Annotated in this window: 16 protein-coding genes; 12 read left to right on the top strand and 4 right to left on the bottom strand. The window is 67.4% G+C overall.

The window, feature by feature from the left end; translation table 11 throughout:
• Positions 1 to 2: 2 nt before the first annotated feature.
• The 10 genes from AB0H42_RS04890 (at position 3) to AB0H42_RS04845 (ending at position 13723) form a co-directional block, all read left to right on the top strand.
• Positions 3 to 575, top strand: coding sequence for a GNAT family N-acetyltransferase (locus tag AB0H42_RS04890; RefSeq protein ID WP_357050219.1), 573 nt, complete (start codon positions 3 to 5; stop codon positions 573 to 575).
• Positions 572 to 2389, top strand: a complete 1818-nt coding sequence (locus tag AB0H42_RS04885; protein WP_357049916.1) for an IucA/IucC family protein — start codon at positions 572 to 574, stop codon at positions 2387 to 2389. Before AB0H42_RS04890 ends, AB0H42_RS04885 begins: the two co-directional genes overlap by 4 nt.
• Positions 2386 to 4749, top strand: coding sequence for a penicillin acylase family protein (locus tag AB0H42_RS04880; protein ID WP_357049913.1), 2364 nt, complete (start codon positions 2386 to 2388; stop codon positions 4747 to 4749). Before AB0H42_RS04885 ends, AB0H42_RS04880 begins: the two co-directional genes overlap by 4 nt.
• Complete coding sequence (locus AB0H42_RS04875) at positions 4746 to 6230, top strand: condensation domain-containing protein (protein WP_357049910.1); 1485 nt, start codon at positions 4746 to 4748, stop codon at positions 6228 to 6230. The genes AB0H42_RS04880 and AB0H42_RS04875 overlap by 4 nt, the downstream gene beginning before the upstream one ends.
• Positions 6231 to 6329: 99 nt before the next feature.
• Complete coding sequence (locus AB0H42_RS04870; protein ID WP_357049907.1) at positions 6330 to 7871, top strand: pyridoxal-dependent decarboxylase; 1542 nt, start codon at positions 6330 to 6332, stop codon at positions 7869 to 7871.
• Entirely contained in the window at positions 7864 to 9177 is a 1314-nt protein-coding gene (locus AB0H42_RS04865) for a SidA/IucD/PvdA family monooxygenase (RefSeq protein WP_357049904.1), read from the top strand. Before AB0H42_RS04870 ends, AB0H42_RS04865 begins: the two co-directional genes overlap by 8 nt.
• A 106-nt stretch (positions 9178 to 9283) precedes the next feature.
• The gene (locus AB0H42_RS04860; protein WP_357049901.1) at positions 9284 to 9535 is read left to right on the top strand and encodes an acyl carrier protein; all 252 of its coding nucleotides are present in this window, start codon (positions 9284 to 9286) and stop codon (positions 9533 to 9535) included.
• A gap of 39 nt (positions 9536 to 9574) precedes the next feature.
• Positions 9575 to 10741 (top strand): acyl-CoA dehydrogenase family protein, encoded by a 1167-nt coding sequence (locus AB0H42_RS04855; protein ID WP_357049899.1) that lies wholly within the window; start codon positions 9575 to 9577, stop codon positions 10739 to 10741.
• Positions 10738 to 12078, top strand: coding sequence for a wax ester/triacylglycerol synthase domain-containing protein (locus tag AB0H42_RS04850; protein ID WP_357049896.1), 1341 nt, complete (start codon positions 10738 to 10740; stop codon positions 12076 to 12078). The genes AB0H42_RS04855 and AB0H42_RS04850 overlap by 4 nt, the downstream gene beginning before the upstream one ends.
• 7 nt (positions 12079 to 12085) lie before the next feature.
• Positions 12086 to 13723: a long-chain-fatty-acid--CoA ligase gene (locus AB0H42_RS04845; protein ID WP_357049893.1), complete on the top strand. Its 1638-nt coding sequence runs from the start codon at positions 12086 to 12088 to the stop codon at positions 13721 to 13723.
• A gap of 57 nt (positions 13724 to 13780) precedes the next feature.
• On the opposite strand, the gene AB0H42_RS04840 is transcribed toward AB0H42_RS04845, so the two are convergent.
• The 4 genes from AB0H42_RS04840 to AB0H42_RS04825 form a co-directional block, all read right to left on the bottom strand.
• Positions 13781 to 14596: an ABC transporter permease gene (locus AB0H42_RS04840; RefSeq protein WP_357049890.1), complete on the bottom strand. Its 816-nt coding sequence runs from the start codon at positions 14594 to 14596 to the stop codon at positions 13781 to 13783.
• Complete coding sequence (locus AB0H42_RS04835) at positions 14593 to 15414, bottom strand: ABC transporter permease (RefSeq protein ID WP_357049888.1); 822 nt, start codon at positions 15412 to 15414, stop codon at positions 14593 to 14595. The genes AB0H42_RS04840 and AB0H42_RS04835 overlap by 4 nt, the downstream gene beginning before the upstream one ends.
• Complete coding sequence (locus AB0H42_RS04830; protein ID WP_357049885.1) at positions 15411 to 16397, bottom strand: ATP-binding cassette domain-containing protein; 987 nt, start codon at positions 16395 to 16397, stop codon at positions 15411 to 15413. The genes AB0H42_RS04835 and AB0H42_RS04830 overlap by 4 nt, the downstream gene beginning before the upstream one ends.
• Before the next feature lie 336 nt (positions 16398 to 16733).
• Positions 16734 to 17441: a siderophore-interacting protein gene (locus AB0H42_RS04825; protein ID WP_357049882.1), complete on the bottom strand. Its 708-nt coding sequence runs from the start codon at positions 17439 to 17441 to the stop codon at positions 16734 to 16736.
• A 159-nt stretch (positions 17442 to 17600) separates the two neighbouring features.
• Here AB0H42_RS04825 and AB0H42_RS04820 point away from each other — a divergent pair, with 159 nt between their 5' ends.
• The gene (locus AB0H42_RS04820) at positions 17601 to 19448 is read left to right on the top strand and encodes an ABC transporter ATP-binding protein (protein ID WP_357049880.1); all 1848 of its coding nucleotides are present in this window, start codon (positions 17601 to 17603) and stop codon (positions 19446 to 19448) included.
• Positions 19445 to 21181, top strand: a complete 1737-nt coding sequence (locus AB0H42_RS04815; RefSeq protein ID WP_357049877.1) for an ABC transporter ATP-binding protein — start codon at positions 19445 to 19447, stop codon at positions 21179 to 21181. Before AB0H42_RS04820 ends, AB0H42_RS04815 begins: the two co-directional genes overlap by 4 nt.
• Positions 21182 to 21186: the final 5 nt, after the last annotated feature.

Here is a 21186-nt window from a genome sequence, read left to right as displayed (position 1 = left end):
CGATGAGTATCGACCGGGACACCGATATCGTGCACCGCTGGCTCACCCATCCCAAGGCCGGGTATTGGGACATGCTGAACAGCACACCGGCCGATGTGGCCGAGCTGATCCGCGAGAGCGCCGGACCGGAGGGGTCGCCGTACGGTTTGCGGATCGGCTATCTCGACGGTGAACCGCAATTTCTCTTCGAGCTGTACGACCCCGCATCCAGCGACCTGGCCGCACCCGGGACCGGGTATTCCCCCGAGCCCGGCGATATCGGTATGCATCTGCTGGTCGCCAGCAGCGAACGTCGGCTACCGGGGTTCACCGCCGAGGTGATGCTGCACATCATGCGGATCGCGTTCTTCGAGGCCGGTGCGCGGCGGGTAGTGGTAGAGCCCGATATCAGGAACGCGGAGGTGCAGCGGCTCAATGCCGCGGTCGGTTTCGTCGTCGCCGGGGACTATCCCGTGGCCGGCAAGGTGGCGCGGCTGAGTTACTGCACACGCGCCGATTTCGTCCGGGTGACCGATGGCGGCCGGATGGTCGCCGCCGCCGATCAGCTTCAGATTCCTGAGAAAGTAGCGCGTTGAGCAGTTCAGACTTATCCGAGCACCGCACCGGCTACCGGCACGTCTACAGCAACAGGATCGCGAAGAAGATCCTCGCCGAACTCTGCCATGAGCGTTGTGTACGACCGATCGAATCGGCACCGGGCGAGTACCTCGTCCGGTCCGACGATCAGCAGACCGAGTACCGGTTCCGCGCCGAACTGCTGTCGCTGGACAGTTGGAATATCGACGAGTTCTCGCTGCGCCGCATCCGCCGAGGTGAGCCGTTGCCGATCGATCCGGTGCGCCTGGTCGTCGACCTGAGCGCTTCGCTGGGTATCTCGCCGGAGGCGCTACCGGAGTACCTGGAGGAGTTCGTCAATACGCTCTCCATCAGCGCCGGTCGCCCGGATTCCCGGCGTATCGCGGCGGCCGAACTTGCCGCCGCGCAGTTCCAGACCATCGAAGCGACGATGACCGAGGGGCATCCCTGCCTGATCGCCAATGCCGGCAGGCTCGGCTTCGGTGCCGACGATATCGCACGCTACGCACCGGAATCGGGCAGTCGCTTCCGCCTGATGTGGGTGGCCGCATTGCGCGATCACTGCGATTTCGCCGCGGTCGCCGGCGTCGACTACCCGAGCCTGGTCCGCGACGAACTCGGCGACGAGACGCTCAGCCGTTTCGACCGCGTCCTCACCGGCCTCGGCTTGGACCCGTCCGCCTATTACTACATGCCGGTGCACCCGTGGCAGTGGTCGGCGAAGATCGCGCGGATCTATGCGATCGATATCGCCGAGCGCCGGATCGTGCCCGTGGGTGAAGCGCCGGATATGTACCAGCCGCAGCAGTCCATCCGGACGCTGTTCAATATCACCGGCCCGTCGCGGCACTATGTGAAACTGGCGCTCTCGATCGTCAATATGGGCTTCACCAGAGGGATGTCGGCGGATTACATGCGGACCACCCCCCTCATCAACGACTGGGTCCGGGAGCGGGTGGATTCCGACGAATACCTGCAATCGCTCGGTTTCCGGATGCTGTACGAGGTCGCAGCGATCGGCTACCGGAATCCGGACTACGACACCGTCACCCGTCCCGGCTCGGAGTATCGGAAGCTGCTTTCGGCATTGTGGCGCGAGAGCCCGATCCCGCTCGTGCACGAGCGCGAACAGCTGACCACCATGGCCGCGCTGTTGCATATCGACCATCACGGGACACCATTGGTCGAGGCGTTCGTGCAGCGCTCGGGGCTTTCGGTGCGGGACTGGCTCCGTCGCTATCTCCGCGCCTACCTGCACCCGATCGTCTACTTGCTCTACCGGTACGAACTGAAGTTCTCGCCCCACGGCGAGAATCTGATCCTGGTGCTGGACTCGGGCGTCCCGGTCCGTGCCATCCTGAAGGATATCGGTGAAGAGGTCTCCATTTTCGCCGCGCCCACCGATATTCCGGAATCCTGCCGCCGGGCGGTCACCGAGGAGGCCGACGAGATCCGGAACATGGGTGTGCTTTCGGATGTATTCGACGATTTCCTGCGCCACCTGGCGGCAGTTCTCCATACGAGCGGGCTGATCGCAGACCGGGATTTCTGGGACCTCGTGGCCGGGAGTGTCGTCGAATTCCGCGAACAACACCGGGATCTGGACGGGCGGTTCCGCAGATGGGACCTGTTCGCACCGACCTTCCGGGCCATCCATATGAACCGGCTCCAGGTGTCGAACAACCGCCGGATGGTGAACCCGGGGGATTCGTATTCCACATTGGTCGACGCGGAGCACGAACTCGTGAACCCGATCGCCGGTTATCGACCGGCCGGGACGGACCGACCGATCGAGGAGGTGGCGGTCTCGTGACCACCGAGGCACACGACGCACCGAATATAGAGATAATCCGGGACTCCCTGGGCATTCCGCATATCATCGCCGATTCGGCCGCGGGCGCACTGTACGGCCAGGGCTACGCGTGCGGGGTCGACCGGGCCTGGCAGATCGAATTCCTGCGCCTGCGCGCCGAAGGGCGTACCGCGGAGGTGTTCGGTGCCGCCGGTGTCGGCTGGGACGAGTTCGCCCGGCGTGCCCGGATAGATCGGGCGGCCCGGCGGGTCTACGACGCGTCCTCCACCCGGACCCGTGCGCTGCTGCGCGCGTACACCGACGGCATCAACAGCACACTGGACACCGCCGACGCTGTCGAACTGACCGAGTTCGACCACCGGCCCGCTCCGTGGCAGCCGTGGACGCCCATCGCCGTTTTCCTCGTGCACCACATCCTGTTCGGGCGATTCCTCACGAAGCTGTGGCGTCTGCACGCGTGCCGGTCCCTGGGCGCCGAGGCCCTGGCGCTGTTCGACTGCGAAGGGGTGGCCGAGGGCACCGCGGCCGTTCCCGCCCGCCCCGACGACGCCTTCATCGCCGAGCTGCTCCTGAACTCCGGCACGTCCACAGGGGACAGTGCCGTGGCGTCGTCGTTCGGCGATGCCATCTCGGGCAGTAACGCCTGGGGGGTCGCCGCCGGGCGGACCGCCACCGGATCGCCGCTCATCGCGGGCGATCCGCATCGCTTCCTGGAGCTACCCGGGATCTACCAGCAGTTCCAGCTGGCGGCCCCGGAATTCGATGTCGTCGGCTTCGCCTTCGCCGGGGTGCCCGGTGTCCCCCATTTCTGTCACGCCGGTGCTGTGGCCTGGGGCATCACCAATGCCATGGGCGACTACCAGGACCTCTACCTCGAGAAACTCGACCGCGTCGCCGGCGGGATCCGGGTGGAATCGGCTGCGGGCGCGAAGGTGGCACCGTCGTGGACCGAGGAGATCCGGGTGCGCGGTGGTGAACCGGTCACCGTGGAGGTCATCGCGACCGACAACGGTTCGGTGGTGTTCGGCGGGCCGGAGTCGGCCTTCGCGCTGAGCCTGCGCACGCCGCTGCTGAGCGACCCCGAAGCGACCTTCGACGCCGCGCTCGACCTGCTGTTCGTGAACACGGTGGCCGATGTCGAGCAGGCGCTGCGGGCGTGGACCGAACCGGCGAACCGAATCGTCATCGCCGATACCTCCGGCCGGTTGACCGGCCATGTCGTCGGCACCATGCCCGTGCGCGCGGCGGAGAACTACTGGCTGCCGGTACCGGGCTGGGACGAGCGCTACCGGTGGCGTGGCTACGCGACTACTTCGGTAGATGACGAAGAGTTCGACGCCGCGGTACGCGAATTCTCGGTGATCGCCAACCAGCGGATCACGGATTCGGCTCCGCTCCAACCGGTCACCACCGAATGCGCGGCCCCGTTCCGGGCCGCCCGGATCGGCACCCTCCTCGGCGAGAATACGGCGATCTCGGTGGCCGACTGCGAGCGCATCCACACAGATGTCGCGCTGGACCAGGCAGCGATGATCCAGGGCCTGCTCGGTCGGCTGAACGGGTTGAGCGCGGCTGCCGGCCGAGTGCGCGACCTCCTGCTCGAATGGGACCGCGAGATGCGGGCCGACAGCACCGCCGCCTATCTGTTCGCGGAGATACGCTCCCGGCTGGTCGTGGCGATCACCGGGCACAAGGCGCTGTCCGGGCTGGCCGGACCGCATTCGTTCCCGCGCGTCTTCGACCCATGGTTCGTCGCGCAGACGCGGATCGCCGCCGCGCTGGATACCGTGGTGGCCCGGGCGCCGGGTCTCGGAGTGGATATCGATGGGTTGCTGACCGCGGCGACAGAGGCCGTCGCGGCGCGGATCGACGCGCTCGGCACCGTGCCCACCTGGGGCAGTGCGCACCTGCTGGCCCCGATCCACGGAATGGATCTCGTGGGTGTGACTCCCGCCCATCCGGAGTTGTCGGCACGGATCAGACCGCGACCGCAACCGCTGGGCGGAGACGCCGAATGCGTATTCGCCAACGGCAGCGCGGTCGGGTTCTCGCACGCCTGCAGTGTGGGTTCGGCGGCGCGCTATGTATGGGATCTCGCCGACCGCGACTCCGGCCGGTGGATCGTCCCGCTCGGCGTCAGCGGGGACCCGCGTTCACCGAATTTCGAGGATCAGGCACCGCTGTGGGCGCGGGGAGAACTGGTCGACATCCTCAGTGACTGGCCGGCACTGCGGGCCACCGCACGCCGGCACGAGGTTTTCCGACTCGCGGGGCCGCCCGCCGGCGCTGCGCAGTTCTCGCGAACCGAGCGACCGGTCTCCGCGCAGTCCACGTACCGCTCGACGCTGGGAGAAGCATGAACGATCTGACAGACGCCCGGCTGGAACTGCTGCGACGTCGGCTGGCGGCCACCGGAGCGGCCCGGCACCGCACCGATCGCGCGAGGACGGAAGCGGGATCCAGGCCGGCATCCGCCGGGCGGCTGGGTACGGCCGAACGGCGGATGTGGAAGATCTACGAGCTGGACCCCGACTCGATCTCCCACAATATCGGGCTGATCCTGGACTTCGACCGCGGCTACGACCTGGATACGGTGATCGCGGCCTTCGACACCATGGTCGGCAACGCCGAGGTGCTCGGCTCGGTGGTCACCGTCGACGACGAGGGTGTCCCGCGGCGGGTTCCGGCCCGCCGGGACGGTCGCTGGGTCGTACCCGGCACCGTCTGGGAGTGGGGGACCACACCCGGAACCGCCGCATCCGCAATACCCGCGGCGGACAGCCCCGCGAGCCGCGCCGAGATCCACGCGGCCGCGACGGCGTTCGCGACCGTGCCGTTGCGGCTGACGGCGGAACCGCCGCTGCGCGCGCGGATTCACGCGAATGCCGACGGCCGGGTGACGGTGGTGCTGGTGGTGCACCATCTGGCGGTGGACGACACATCCTGGCCGCTCCTGCTGGGCACCCTGGTGTCCGGAACGTGGCCCGGAGCCGCCGTCGAGGTGAGCCGTATGCTGCCGCCGGAGGCCGCCCGGCCGGACGAGGTCGACCGCGCTGTGCGGCACGCACTGCGGACCTGGGCGGCCGAGGACATCAGGTTTCCATTGTCCGGAGCGCTGCCCGAGATCAGCGCCGCGGACAGCTGGCTGTCCCCGCTCGTCGACAGCCGCGGCGAGCGTCTGCGGCATCCGATCGAGCCGGCCGATATCGCGGCACTCGAGGGAATCGCTCGCGAGGTGGGCGCCACCCCGAACGCGCTCTACATCGCGGTGTGCGGCTTGACCGTGTACGCGCTCACCGGTGCCGCCGACCATGTGCTGCTGGTTCCGGCCGACAACCGGCGTGCGGGAGAGGGGCCGGACCGGATCGGCTACAGCGGGAACATCATCCCGATGCGCTTCACATTCGTTCCCGGCACGAGCGTGCAGGACGCTTTGCGGGCGGCGGTTTCATCGGTTTACGAATCCATGGAGTTCTCGTCCGTCGATTACGGAACTGTGCTCACGGCACTACGCGCGGCCGGCGGGCGGTTCCCCGTGGCCGAGATCATGGCGTCGGTGCGTAACGCGCCGCTACGCGGTATTCGGATTCCGGACGGTGTGCACGTCACCTGTGAATCGGTATTCAACGGTGTCGGAAACTATCCGCTGACATTCGCTTTCGAAATCGGTGACGATGCACGAGTTCATCTGGAGGTCGATTATCAACCCGCTGTCGTAGACGACGCGTTCGCACGCCGCGCCACTCAGGTGGTCGATGCCTTGCTGAAGCGCGTACCACTGGCACTGGACACCGCAGTGGACGACCTGGTCCGTGTGGTCGCCGAGCCGCAGAACGCATAGCGGGTGGTCTCCGAAATTCGACAGAGTTGCGCGGAGAATTCCGGCGCCCTCGGTCGTATCCCTTTCTTTATCCGTGTATCGACGTAATTAGGGCTTTTTGTGTCACATAGATTGGTAAGCACGTGGGGGAGATCGTCCAGATTCGCCCGGCCGGGCGAGGGCTGGGCGGAAGTCGGGGGTGGGCTGGCGCAGGCCGCGGCGGCGGTCGCGGATAGTCATCACCGTTCACCGCTGCCCTCTGGAAGTCCGGAGGATATGCTCGCGGCCGTCGCGACCGCGCTGGGTCCGGAGCGTATCCCGGAGACCGGCACCGGGGAACCCGCGGCACTGGCCCACCTCGCCCGTTTGATCGCGACCTACGGGCTGGATCTGACCCACGAACTGTGCGCCGCGCACCTGCAACCTCCGCCTTTGACCGTGGCGGTGGTGGCGGACGCACTGGCCAGCGCCACCAACGCATCGCTGGACACCTACGATTCCGGCCCGGCGACGCTGGCCATCGAGAAATGGACGATCAACGCGCTGGCGCGACTGGCCGGTTTCACCGAGTCCGCGGGCGGGGTCTTCGGGCCGGGCGGGTCCTACTCCAATCTGCTGGCGCTGCTGATCGCCCGGGATTACGGAGCCGCGCAGCGCGGAATCGACATCCGGCACAACGGGGTGAGCGCGCTGCCGCGACCGGTGGTGCTGTGCTCGCGGGTCGCCCACTTCTCCATCCACCGGGCGTGCGCTGCCCTGGGGCTGGGGGAAGCCGCCGTGGTTCCGGTGGAGGTCGATGCCGACCATCGGATGATTCCGGCGGCACTGGAGGCCGTACTGGCCGACCTCGCCGAGAGCCATACGCCGATGGCCGTCGTGGCGACCGCGGGTACCACCGATTTCGGAACCATCGACCCGCTGCCCGCGATCGCCGATATCGCGGCGCGGTACGGGCTGTGGCTGCATGTCGACGCCGCCTACGGCTTCGGTTCGCTGTTCTCCGACAAGCTCTCGGCGCTACTGGCCGGGATCGAGCGTGCCGATTCGATCACCCTCGACCTGCACAAGATCGGCTGGCAGCCCGCGGCCGCGAGTGTGCTGCTGCTCGCCGACGCGGAGCGTTTCGCTTCGTTGAACAGGTCGGTGGCCTACCTCAATCCCGACGACGACGTCAAGGCCGGATACGGGGGCCTGCTGGGGCAGACATTGCAGACGACCCGGCGCCCGGACGTGCTCAAGGTCGCGGCGACCTTCCTGGCCTACGGGCGGCGGGAACTGGGAGCGATGCTCGACGGCTGTCACGAACTGGCCCGCCACGCCGCGCGGCGTATCGCCTCCGAACTGCAACTCGAGCTGGTGGCACCGGTCACGCTGACCACGGTGGTGTTCCGGTACCGCTGTGAGGATCTGGATCTGGACCAGGTGAATGCCGAAGTACGCCGCCGTCTGATCAGCTCCGGTAGAGCGCTCATCGGGCGCACCCAGGTGCGGGTCAACGGCGAAGGCGAGCCGCGGACCTGCCTCAAACTCACCCTGCTGAACCCGGAAACGAGCGCCGCCGATATCGAAGCGCTGTTCGACGAATTGCTACGCGTGGCCTTGGAAGTCGAATCCGAAGGGCTGCGCAGCAGTGTCGAGGAAATGGTGAAGATTCATGAGTGAGATCGAATCGGTCGATATTCTGGCCATCGGCTGTGGCCCGTTCAACCTCGGCCTGGCGGCGCTGGCCTCGACCGTCGACGATACCCAGGTCGTGGTCGTGGACTCGGCGGCCGAGTTCCGCTGGCATCCGGGACTGATGTTCGAGGAAGCCAAACTCCAGGTCAGTTTTCTGTCCGATCTGGTCTCGCTCGTCGACCCGACCCATCCGATGTCGTTTCTCGCCTACCTGGCCGATGTGGACAGGCTGTACCCGTTCCTGGTCCGGGAACAGTTCTTCCCGACCCGGCGCGAGTACGAGGCCTACCTGCTCTGGGTCGTGGAACAGCTACCGTCACTGCGCTTCGGAACCACGGTCGACGAGGTGCGCTGGGATGCCGGACGCGAGCTGTTCGAGGTCTCGCTGACCACCGGCGGCGGACGAACGGTGATCCGGGCCGGTCATATCGTGGTGGGTGTCGGTACCGAACCGGCGATACCGCAAAAGCTTTCCACCACATCATCGGCGCTGGTCCACAGCTCCGAATACCTCTGGCATCAGGACGCGGCCCATGCCGCCGATTCGGTGACGGTGATCGGGTCGGGGCAGTCCGGCGCCGAGATCGTGATCGACCTCCTCGAAGCGAATCTGAACGGCGGCCCGGCCGTGCGCTGGTGGACCCGCACCCCGTGGTTCGCGCCGCTGGACTTCACCAAGCTCTCGCTGGAGATGACGACACCCGCCTATATGGATTACTTCCACGGCCTTCCGGAAGCCACCCGGGACCAGGTACGGGCCGGGCACTGGCAGTTCCACAAGGGGATCTCCGCGGAGACGCTCGACCGGCTGCACGATCTCCTCTATCGGCGCGAACTACGAGAGAAGGCCGCACCGGTACAGCTGCGCCACGGTGTCGCGGTCGAGGGGCTCGAGACGCTGCCCGACGGCCGGCTACGGATCCGCGGCCGGCACCTGGACACCGGATCGCCGCTTTCCCATACCGCCGATCTGGTCATCGCGGCAACCGGGTACCGGTACCGCCACCAGAACTTCCTGGCCCCACTCGAAGATCGGCTGCGTCGCGATTCGCGCAGCCGGTTGGTCGTCGAGACGAACCATGCCGTAGCCGCCGACGGCGAACTGGCCGGGCGGCTGTTCGTGGCCAATGCCGAGGTGCATACCCACGGGGTCTCCGCGCCCAACCTGGATATCGGCGCGGTGCGCAACGCCAAGATCCTCAACACCGTCCGTGGTCGGGAGGTCTACCGGCTGCCGCGCCACACCGCGTTCACGAGTTTCGGTGTGACGGACGAGGACACCGGCGAGTAGCGCGATCGGCCACCGCGATACCGCAGATTCTCATCATCACCGGCCGGTCGTGCCGCGAAGGCGGGCTTCGGCCGATCTATTCGATTCGTTTCACAAGGAGTTCTCGATGTCCGACCCGATCCGCGACACGCTGGACCGCATTCTGGAGGAAGATCTCGACCTGGCCCTCACCGACGTGACCCGGGAGTCGCTGCTGATCGAGGACCTGGGACTCGATTCGGTGTCCTTCGCGATCGGCGTCGTCGCCATCGAAGAACGGCTCGGCGTGCAGCTGACCGACCGGGAGATGTCGGAGGCCGCCTCGGTGGGCGATCTGGAAGACCTCATTCGGTCGAAGGCCGACGGTGTCACCCGCTGAGCACCGGATCGGGCATCTCTCCGAGGAAGAAATCCGATCATGAGCACCGAGACATCGGCCGAATCGTACGACGAGCTGCTCGCGCGAGTATTCGACGAGCGGGTCGTCGCGTGGACCGAGCAGTCCGAGAAGGACAAGAGATTCCCGCGCGAACTGCTCGGACACCTGGGCGCCGCCGGAGTGTTCGAACGTAAATGGGAGAACCGCAAGCTCACCGATCTGAGCGAGCATTTCGCGCTCGCCTCGCGGCTGGGCGCCCTCAATTCGGCGGGTATCGGGGTGGGTGTGAGCCTGCACGATTCGGCGATAGCGATCCTGCGCCGTTTCGCACGCACCGATCACCTGCGCGAACTCGCCGACAAGGCGATCCGCACCGAGGCGATACTGTGCATCGCTGCCTCGGAGGAGTCCGGCGGATCGGATCTGCAGAACGCCCGCACCACCATCGAACCCGAAGACGGCGGCTACCGGGTGGTGGGGCACAAGAAGTTCGTTTCGCTCGCACCGATCGCCGATCACATCTTCGTCGTCGGCCGGGGGGCGTCCGGCGGGTCGACCGCCGACCCCGGCAATGTGGCACTCGTGGCCGTACCCGCCGCACAGGCGGCCATCGGTACCCCCTACGAGAAGCTGGGGGCCGGGCCCTTGGACACCGCCCCGGTGTCCTTCGACACCTGGGTTCCCGAGGAAGCGTTGATCGCCCGCGCGGGAACGGGTTTGGCGGTGATCAGCTGGGGGCTGGCACACGAACGTTATTCGGTGGCCGGTCAGATCGCCGCGGCCTGCGAAGTCATGCTCGGTGTGACGCTGGCCCGCATGATGGATCGGACCCAGTTCGGCAAACGTCTCTTCGACCATCAGGCACTGCGGTTGCGGGTGGCCGATCTGCAGTCCCGGGTCGATCTGCTGCGCTACGCGCTCGCCGGTGTCGCGGCGGAAGGACGGATCAATCTGCGTACCGCCGCCGCGTTGAAGGCCACCGCCGCCAATCTGGGCGAAGAAGTGGCCTCGCAATGCCTGCACATCTTCGGCGGCATCGGCTACCTGGAGAGCGAAACACCGATCGGACGCTGGTGGCGGGATATGAAACTCGCGCGCGTGGGCGGCGGGGCCGACGAGGTGTTGTGGGAACTCGTCGCGGCGGCGATGAAGCCCGACCAGCAGCGCTACCAGACGATTATGAAGAACCAGGTGGATCAGCCATGAACAGTCCTACCGGCACGCGCGACGCGTCCGCAACAGCCGTCACCGAACTCGCCCCGCCGGACCACACCTACCTGCATCTGGATACGAAGAGCAGTCCGATGCACTGGGCCATGGTCCTCGAACTGGAATCCGGCGATCGCCACCTGGCCCTCGACGAAGTACGGGCACGGGTGCGTGAGCGGGCGCCGCTGTTCGATATATTCCGCGTGGGCGTGCGTAACGGCCGGTGGCGGAAACCGGAGGTGGTGCTTGCCGATTTCGTGGATGTCGAGCGGCATGTCGCGCACGCCGAGTACGCCGGCCCCGCGGATCTCCGGCAGCGTATCGCCACTCTGCACGAGACACATCTGCCGCGTCCCGCGCCGTTCTGGCATATCACCCTGTTCACCCCGCGCGGCAGCGGCGCCCAGTTCATCCTGCTGCGTGTTCATCACAGCCTGTCCGACGGGATCGCCGGGGCGGCCTTCGCCGCGTTGCTGGCCGACGGCACCGCCGAGGAGCTCGCGGAGTTCGAACGATTCGCGACGAGCCCGCGCTACCGCATCAGCGAGGTGGAGCCGACGGCCTTGAAGGAGGCGAAATCCGCCTTCGACGAACAGTGGAAGGCCGGCCGGCACGGCCGTGGCTGGCCCGCGTTGACCGGTTCGGGCCGGCGTGAGGTCGCACTGCACAGTGTCGCCACCCGGACGCTGCGGCGCACCGCCAAGCACAACGGTGCCACCGTGCACGAGTTCCTGCTGGCCGCGGTCGGCCGCACGGTCAGCCTCGCCCCGCCGGCGACCGGCACACCACAGGCCGAGAGCATTCGGGTCACCTTGCCGGTCACCCACGACGCGGCGTTCCGGCATACCGGTAACGCGGTGCTCGTCTCCCTGTTGAACATCCCCGGAAACGAAACCGACCTCGCCCGGCAGATCGAGCGGTGCCGGTCGGAGCTGGCCACCGTCGAGGCCCGGCATCCGGAACTCGCCCTTGCCGCGGCCGACAACCTGCCGAAACCGCCGTGGCCGTTGGCCCGGGCGATCGCCAACGCGTCCATGTCGAGGATGAGCCCGGATATCCATATCGGGATCAACCCCGGCTTCTCCCGGATCCGCTCCGTACTCGGCACGAAAATCACCGAGCTCACGCCGATCTCACCGCTGGTGGGCTACTCGTTCTCGGTGACCGCGCTGATCCTGGGCAATCGGACGTCATTCGGCATCGTCACCGACCCGGCAGCCCTGCCGCAGGGTTACGCCGCGACTTTCGTGGAGCAGTTCGACCGAGTGCTGACCGAAGCCGCGAAACCGGACGACGCCACGTCCCGGCCGGCCGCCCCGCGGGAAGAAGTGTGAGATCGCGATGAGCAGAATCACCCACTCGCTGTTCGAACAGCCCGTTTCCGATACCACCGGTCTGTGGAGCGGCGACGATCCCGCGGAGATGACCTTCCGCTCCTGGGCGCAACTGCGTTCGACGGCCGCGAGCGTGGCGGCGGGCCTGGCCGCGGCCGGTGTCGGGCACGGTAGCTCCGTCGCCATCCTCGCCGGCGGCGCCGCCGACGTGACAGCACTCGTGCAGGCGACCTGGATGCGGGGCGCGGCGTTCACGATGCTGCATCAGCCCACTCCGCGCACCAATCTGGAAACCTGGGTGGCGGACACCCGCGCGGTGATCCGGATGCTGGATGCCCGGGTACTGGCGGTCGGGGAGCCCTTCACCGACGCGGTGCGCGGGCTGGACCTCGGCGTCCCGATTGTGCCGATCGGCGACCTCATGACCGCGCCGCCACCGGCGGAGCCCGTGCCGGCCGGGGAAGACGATATCGCGGTCCTGCAATTGACCTCCGGCACCACCGGGGTACCGAAAGCGGTCGCCATCTCCTACCGGAACCTGCATCAGAACCACCAGGCCATGGTGCGCGCGGCCGGGTTCCGGCCCGACGACGTGGCCGTCAGCTGGCTGCCGCTCTACCACGATATGGGCATGGTGGGGCTGCTGATGTCGCCGATGTTCGCGCAAGCGATCACAGTGATCACCACCCCGCTCGTTTTCCTGAAGAATCCGCTGTCGTGGGCCGAACTGATCACCCGGTTCGGTGGGACTTTCACCGCGGCGCCCAACTTCGCCTATTCCGTGCTCGCTCGTCGGCTGCGGCGAGCCGCCGACGGCGCCTACGACCTGTCCTCGATGCGTGTCTGCGTGAACGGCGCCGAAGCCGTGGACGAGAGCACCCTGCGGGAATTCGTCGGCGAGGCGGGCCGGTTCGGACTGCGGCCGGAGGCGCTCATGCCTTCCTACGGCATGGCCGAGACCACGCTGGCGGTGTCGTTCACCGGAGCGAACGATCTGTACTCCGTGGATACCGTCGATGCGGATCTGGCGGAGAGCGAGGGCCTCATCGAACGCGGGACCTCCGCGCGTTCGCGGACCTTGATGAGGCTCGGTGCCCCGGTCCCCGGGATAGAACTGAGGGTGGTCGACGAGTCCGGGGCCACGCTACCCGCCGATCGGATAGGTAGCCTCCTGGTTCGCGGTGACGCGGTCACCACTCGGTATCTCGGCCCGGACGGATATGTCTCGGCCGTGGACGGCGAGGGCTGGCTGTCCACCGGCGATCTCGGATACCTCACCGAGACCGGCGAAGTCGTGGTCACCGGACGTAAGAAGGATGTCATCATCGTCGCGGGCCGCAATATCTCCCCGGTGGTCGTGGAACGAGCCGCGGTCGCGATCACCGGGGTGCGCCCCGGAAGTGTCGCCGCGCTCGCCGTCCGGCTATCCGGCATGGCCCGGGAAGGTATCGCGGTCGTCGCCGAATCCGATTCCGCCGACGACGCGGACGAATGCGAACGGATCCGGAAAGAGGTCGCCCGGGCGGTCTTCGACGATGTGGGCATCGCACCGGCTGTGGTCACGGTGGTGAAGAAGGGCGCCTTGCCGAAAACGCCGTCGGGGAAGCTGCGCCGGGCTTCGGCCGCGAGCCTGATCCCGAGCTGAAGCACAGAACCCCGCGCCGCTCTCGTCGGCGCGGGGTTCTGTGTGGTGCGCGAACCGTCAGCGACGCTCGGCCGCTCGCCGATACCCGCGCACCGCTACCGGGCCGAACACCACCACCAGCCCGGCCGTCCAGGCGACTGTGGTGGCCAGCGGCGCCGCCACGGGACCGCCCTCGGTCAGCCCCCGGACCGCGTCGATCGCCGGGCTCATCGGCTGGTGCCGGACCACCGGCTGCAGCCGGCCGGGATATTCGGAGACCGGCGCGAAACCACCGTTGAAGAACAGCAACAGCAGGAAGAGGCCGCCCAGCTGCTGTACGGCCTGCCGTCCGGAGGCCACCGTCGCCATCGCGATGACCGGCACCGCGATACCGACCGCGAACACCATCGGCACCAGAATCGCGCCGATACCGGCGGCCAGGCCGTGCTCGAAGCGGAAACCGAGGGGCATCGCGACGGCGAACAGAACCACGGTGGCGATCCCGGTGCGCAACGCTTCGGCCACGAGCCGCCCGGCGATGAAACCGGCCCGGGGTACCGGCAGGGTCCACATCCGGGCCAGCAGGCCCGTATCGCGTTCGTGGATCAGGCTGATCGCCGTGGCCAGGGTGCCGAACAGCGCACCGACCAGCGCTACCAGGCCGGTATTGCCGTAGATACTGTCGCCGCCGCCCATCGAAGTCACGGTTTTGCCGAGTACCAGCTGGAACATCAGCAGCATGAAGGCGGGGAACACCAGTGACTGCACCACGATGCCGGGGTCGCGTGACCAGGAACGCAGCAGCGCACCCGCGTGGACAAGCGATTGCCGGATCACCGGCACGGCCTGTCGAGGCTGCCAGGTCGGGGTGGTATCGGTCGTCGTCGTAGTCATCGTTTCACCTGTGCTCGGCCGGCAGTGACAATGGCCGCGCCGCCCGCGGCGAGCAGACCCGCCGACCACGCCGCAGCGGCGGTGAGGTCGATACCGGTTCCGGCCGCCAGTTCGCGCAGCGTATCGGCGAAGACGGACATCGGCTGGTTCCGCACGAACGGCTGCGCCCAGTCCGGAAAACCCTCGGCGGGAACGAGTCCGGTGGAGGCCATCACCAGGATCAGTTGCGGGATCATCAGAATGCTCGCGACGGAGACGGAATTACGCGCGACGGTCCCGATCGCATCGGTGAGCATGCTCAGGGCCAGCCCGAATACCACGACGAGGACCATGAAGACGAGGGTGTGCCACGGCGAACCCTCGAAGCGGAAGCCCAGCGACCAGCCGATGCCGAGGCCGCCGGCCAAGGCGAGCAGCATACGGACCACAACCCAGGCCATCCGGCCGAGAAACGGTGTGACCCGGGGGATCGGCAGCGACATCATGCGCTCGTGCACCCCTGCCCGCGCGTCGTGCCCGGCGGTTTCGGTCGCGGTGATCGCGGTGAAGAGCCCGGCCTGCAAGAGGATGATCGGCGTCAGGTACTGGGCGTAGTCGGCGCCGCCGAGTTCGAACTGGCGGTGCAGCGGTACGTAGAAGCACAGGAAGAAGACGACGGGGCCGAGAACGGCGAAGACGACATCGCCGGATCGGACAGCGGCCAGCACCTTCTGCCGGGCCAGCGTCGCGGTGGCCGCGACTGGTCCCACCGAGGTGCGGGCCATCGATCCACCTGTCGCGCGGGTGCCGAGCGTGGGCTCGGCGGTGGTTGTGGTCATCGGGGGCTCTCCGTCAGCTGGAGGAACACCTCGTCGAGTGACGGCTGACGCAGACCGATATCGACCACATCGATGCTCGCCTTCTCGAGCCGCGTTATCACCTCGGAAACCGTCGACATACCGTTCGGGGCCCGGACCACCAACCTCGGGTGTGCCTGGGATCCGGAGGCGGTTCCGTCCGTAGGTGCCTCGACCAGTTCCAGATCGGCGAGCAGACCGAGTACCGCGGCGGTGACGTCGCGTTCGACCAGGGTCACTTCGCAGACCGCGGCGCCGACCTGCTGCTTCAGCCGGCCGGGCGTTCCGGCCGCGACGACCGACCCCTGGTTCAGCATCACGATGTGGTCGGCGAGCCGGTCGGCCTCCTCCAGATACTGGGTCGTCAGCAGCACGGTGATGCCGTCCCCGCGCAGCGCGGCGACAGTGTCCCAGACCGCGGCACGGCTTCGCGGGTCCAGGCCGGTGGTCGGTTCGTCCAGGAAAAGCACCTCGGGCCGGGTGACCAGGGCACTGGCGATATCGACCCGTCGCTGCATACCGCCCGAGAGCGCGCCGACCCGGCGGTCGCGGGCCGTTCCCAGATCGAACTGTTCGACGAGTTCGTCGATCCGGGTGTGCAGGGCGCGCCCGCGCAGGCCGGTCAGCCGTCCGAACACCGAGAGGTTCTCCACGGTGGTGAGTCCCTCGTCCAGCGCGGCGTACTGCCCGGTGAGAGAGACCAGTTCGCGCACCCGCCCGGCCCGCGCGACCACATCGTTTCCGCAGATCCGGGCGCTGCCGGAGGTGGGTCGTTGCAGGGTCGACAGCAGGGTGACGGTCGTGGTCTTGCCGCTGCCGTTGGGGCCGAGCAGGCCGAGTACCTCGCCCCGAGCGACCTCGAACGAGATGCCCTTCAGCGCCGAAACCTCGCCGTAGGTCTTCACCAGATCGGTGACCTGGATCGCGGGCTCGGCCGCTGTGCCGGTTCTTGCCGCGGTGCTCATGTTGCCGGGCAATCGCATCGGGCCACGGCCGCGGCCGCCGGCTCCGGTGGAAGCTGCTCCGGCCCGGATATGACCCGGGCAGTTCTCGTGACCGGTGGATCGGCGATCAACGACATGGCACTGGCTCCTCCCATCGGGCGGGAGTCCGTTCGGCGCCCGCCTGTTTGTTAGGCAAGGCTATACTATGTTCTCCGCTCGCGGGGTGGCTGAATCCCGCAGCTCGCCAGTGCTATTCGTCCTCGGCGCCGCCCTCGATGGCCGCGGGCGCTTCCTTCCGTCGAATCCGTCGGGCGAGTGCGCACGGGGACTTCTCCACGGCCTCGTATCGCTCGATGGTTACCGCCAGTAGCCCTGCGCCTTGATCTGGGTTTTCGGCAGGGAGTGGGTGTTGCGGAAGGTCTTCACCAGGGCGCGGGTCGTGGCCGCGTCGCAGGCCGCCCAGACGAACGCGTCCGGTGCGATGGTGAGCTCTTCGGCGAGCTCTCGCATGGCGCGGCCGTCGTCGATCCGCTGTATCCAGGTCACCGAGTGGTGGGGTTTGTTGCGGACGGGCAGTGTGGGGTCGGAGTCGTACTGCCATTCGAGCCATACCCGGGCCGGGGTATCGCCGATCGCCTCGAGCAGGGTGTTGATCGCGGGCAGGGAGGCGGGGTCGCCGAAGATCGCATACTCGCTCGGTGTGACCGCGGGCAGTTGGAAATTGGAACCGAGCACCGAGGTCTCGAGTTCGTCGCCGACCCGGGCGCGTTCGGCCCATTGCCCGGCCGGACCGCTGTGGATGGCGAATTCGATGTAGAAGTGGTCGTTGTCGGGATCCTGATCGATCAGGGTGTAGCCGCGCTGGTGCAGCTTGTCGCTGCCCTGCTCGGGAACCCATAGGCGGATGAACTGTGTGGGGTGGACCGGATGGTCTTCCATCAGGCCACCGGCGGTGAATCCGATTCGGATGTACTTGTCGGTTATCCGCTCGGTGGAGGTGACTTTCAGCCGGTAGTCGTCGGCCCGCCACATCTTCATGATTACGCCGTTGCTGCCTCTGCCCATGCAGGTTAGCTTAACCTAACTCATCCCTCGGGTGGCGTTCGGTGATGTCGGCCGACTGCGGACCGGCGCTGGCTCTCACTCAACTTAGCCTTACCTATCTTTTCGAGGGCTGCTGTGTGAAGATGAGCCCGTTCGATACGACGGCCGAAAGGCGAGGACATGACTGTGGAGGCCGCGCCGCTGCCTACGGCGGAGACGGGGAACCGGCCCCCGCGCGCACAGGTCAAAGCGCAGAAACAGCAGGAAACCCAGGCGCGCAAGCAGATCCTCGCGCCGGTGAACGGCGCGCTCCGGATCGCGAGTGTGATCGTCGCGGTGGCCGCGGTGGCCACCGTCGTGCCGTTCGTTCTGATCGTGGAAGCCTGCCGCGAACTGCTGGCCGGGCAGATCGACACCGACCGTGTCCGGTCGCTGCTCTGGGCGGCCGTGATCGTGCTCATCGTGCGCGGCGTCCTGCAGGCGGCGGCGCTGACCTGGTCGCATCATGTCGACGGCGGGTTCCAGCTGTCGGTGCGCCGAGCACTCGCCGACAAGCTGACCCGGGTCCCGCTCGGCTGGTTCACCGATCGCTCTTCCGGTGAGGTCAAGAAGTATCTGCAGGACGATGTCGAAGCGCTCCACTATCTCGTCGCGCACGCCCGGCTGGACTTCGTCGGCGGAGTGGTGGTTCCGGTGGTGACCCTGGTCTACCTTTTCGCCGTGGACTGGCGGCTCGCCCTGGTCCTGTTGATCCCGCTACTGGCGTACGGGATCTCGCTGAGCAAGATGATGGATCAGACCGGCCGCGACCGGCTCGCGGTATACAACCGCTGGGAGCGCCGGGTGCAGGCGGCGACCATCGAATTCGTGGACGGCATCCAGGTGGTGCGGGCCTTCGGCCAGGCCGGAAAGGCCCATCACGAGTTCCAGACCGCGGTGGACGGTCAGACCGCCGCCTTCACCCGGTGGAAGACTCCGCTCGTCCGGTGGCAAGCGGTATCCGATATCACCGTGTCTCCGGTATTCGTGATGCTGGTGATCGTGATCGCCGGCCTGGGCGCGGTGGGACTGGATTGGGCGCAGCCGCTCGATCTGCTTCCCTTCCTGCTGGTCGGCCTCGGTGTGGGCAGTTCACTGCTGGGACTCGGATACGGCGGACAGGCCCTGCGCGCCGCGGGTGCGGCCGCGGTCCGATTGCACGAACTCCAGAGCACACCGGAACTACGCGCCCCCGCCCCCGCCCCCGCGGATCCGGACGCCGAGCCCGGACTGGTTCGGTTCGAGAAAGTCGGGTTCGGGTATCGAGAAGACCACCGTGTCCTGCACGATATCGATCTGGAGTTGCGGCCCGGGACCATCACCGCACTCGTCGGGCCCAGCGGCGCGGGCAAATCCACTCTCGCCGAATTACTGCCTCGTTTCTACGATGTCGACAGCGGTCGGATCACCATCGGGGGCCGTGATATCCGCGATTTCGGTACCGAAGAGCTGTATCGCACGGTCGGATTCGTCTTCCAGGACGTCAGGCTGATCCGGGGGTCCATCCGCGAGAACCTGCTGCCGGCCGGTCCCGGTGCCGACGACGCGGCACTGGAGGTGGCCACGCGCGCGGCTCGGATCCACGATCGAATACTGGCCCTGCCCCGGGGCTATGACTCCGAGATCGGGGTGGACGCCGTCCTCTCCGGTGGTGAAGCCCAGCGGCTTTCCATTGCCCGGGCGCTGCTGGCCGATACCCCGGTGCTGGTTCTGGACGAGGCCACGGCCTTCGCCGATCCGGAATCGGAAGCCGCGGTTCAGGACGCGCTGGCCGAACTGGTGGCCGGCCGTACCGTGCTGGTGATCGCGCACCGGTTGCACACCATCACCAAGGTGGACCAGATCCTGGTGCTGGACAACGGGACACTGGTCGAGCAGGGCGATCACGCCCGGCTGCGCGGCGCGGGCGGGACCTATCAGCGGTTGTGGGAGATGAACGAGGCCGCCCTCCGTGCGGTCGAGTCGGTGGAGAGCGGGGAAATCCGATGATCGAGAAGTTGCTCACCCTCGTCCCGCGCGACTCCGTCCGGCTGACGCCCCGGATGTTCGCCGCCATCGTGGCCCAGGCACTCTGTCAGTCTGTCGCGTACGTGCTCCTGGTCCCGCTGCTGGAGGCACTGTTCGGGGCCGATCTGCCGCGCGCCTGGTTCTGGGCGCTGCTGATGCTGGTGGCGGTCGCCGGGGTGGCGATATTCGGGTACCTGCAGTACGTCTTCGCCCTGCGAATCGCCGTGGGCATGCAGCGCGATCTGCAGACGCGGATCGGCGACCATCTCAGTGCCCTGCCGTTGGGCTGGTTCGAGACCCACAACGCCGGGCCGCTGTCGCGGCTGACCGTGGAGAACGTCCGCGAGATCCAGCAGGCATTCGCCTATCTGGTGGCCAAGGTGCTCAACAGTATCGTGGTGCCGCTCGGGGTCGCGGTGGGCATGCTGTTCGTCGACTGGCGGATCTCGCTGGCGATGCTGCTGGCCGCACCGGTGCTCTTCTTCGTGAACGGTCTGGCGGCGCGTTCGTACGCCGCGGGCGACCGCCGGGCACACGCGGCCGCGGCCGAGGCCGACGCACGGGTGCTGGAATTCGCGCAGGCCCAACCGGTCCTCCGATCGCTGGGCGCGCTGGGTGCCGGCAACCGTGCGCTGGACGCGGCGCTGGCAGAGCAGAAGGCCGCATCGACGCGACTGGTGTTCGCTTCGGTGCCCGGCCTGATGGTCTTCTCGCTGTGTGTGCAGGCGGTCTTCATGGTGCTGGCCTATATCGTGGTCGACCGGGTCACCGGCGGCTCACTCTCCGTTCCGGCCGCGATCGCGCTGATCGCGGTGAGCGCGCGGTTCATCGAACCGCTGAACCAGGCGGCCCAGCTGGGCACCGGGCTGCGGGGCGCGGCGGCCGCGGTAGATCGGGTCACCGAGTTGCTGGCGGAACCGACGCTGCCGGAAGCGGACGAGCCGGTGACGCCGGGTGAGCCGGGGATCGAATTCGAGAAGGTGAGTTTCGGCTACCGCCCGGGCGAGCCCATCCTGTCCGAGCTGACCTTCCGCGTGCCCGCGGGTACGACGACGGCGGTGGTGGGGCCGAGTGGCGCGGGCAAGACCACGCTCCTGCGGCTGGCGGCTCGCTATTACGACGTGGATTCCGGCCGGGTGTCGGTGAGCGGGCACGATGTGCGCGAACAGCCGTCGGAGACATTGCTGAGCCAGCTGTCGCTGGTGTTCCAGAACGTCTATCTGTTCAACCGCTCGATAATCGAGAACATCCGGGTCGGCCGGCCCGGGGCCACCGACGACGAGGTGCGGCGGGCGGCGGTGGCGGCCCGGGTGGACGAGATCGCCGACCGGTTGCCCGACGGTTACGAATCCGCGGTGGGTGAGGGCGGAGGGTTGCTCTCCGGTGGTGAGCGGCAACGGGTGTCGATCGCCCGCGCGCTGCTCAAGGACGCGCCGATCGTGTTGCTGGACGAGGCCACCAGTGCGCTCGACCCGCACAGCGAAGCGGTGGTGGTGCGCGGCGTTCACGAAGTGACGCGGAACAAGACCGTGATCGTCGTCGCGCATCGGCTGGCGACGATCGCGCACGCCGATCAGATCCTGTTCCTCGACGGTGGCCGGATCGTGGAGCGTGGCACCCATGCCGAATTGCTGGAGCTGGGCGGTCGCTATGCGAGCTTCTGGAACGAGCGTTCGCGGGCCGGCGGATGGCGATTGGAACGTGTTGCCGGGTAACGGGT

The organism is Nocardia sp. NPDC050799 (assembly GCF_040654015.1).
Lineage (GTDB): Bacteria > Actinomycetota > Actinomycetes > Mycobacteriales > Mycobacteriaceae > Nocardia.
Note: the sequence above shows the minus strand (reverse complement) of the source record. Positions and strands in the feature narration are given on the sequence as shown.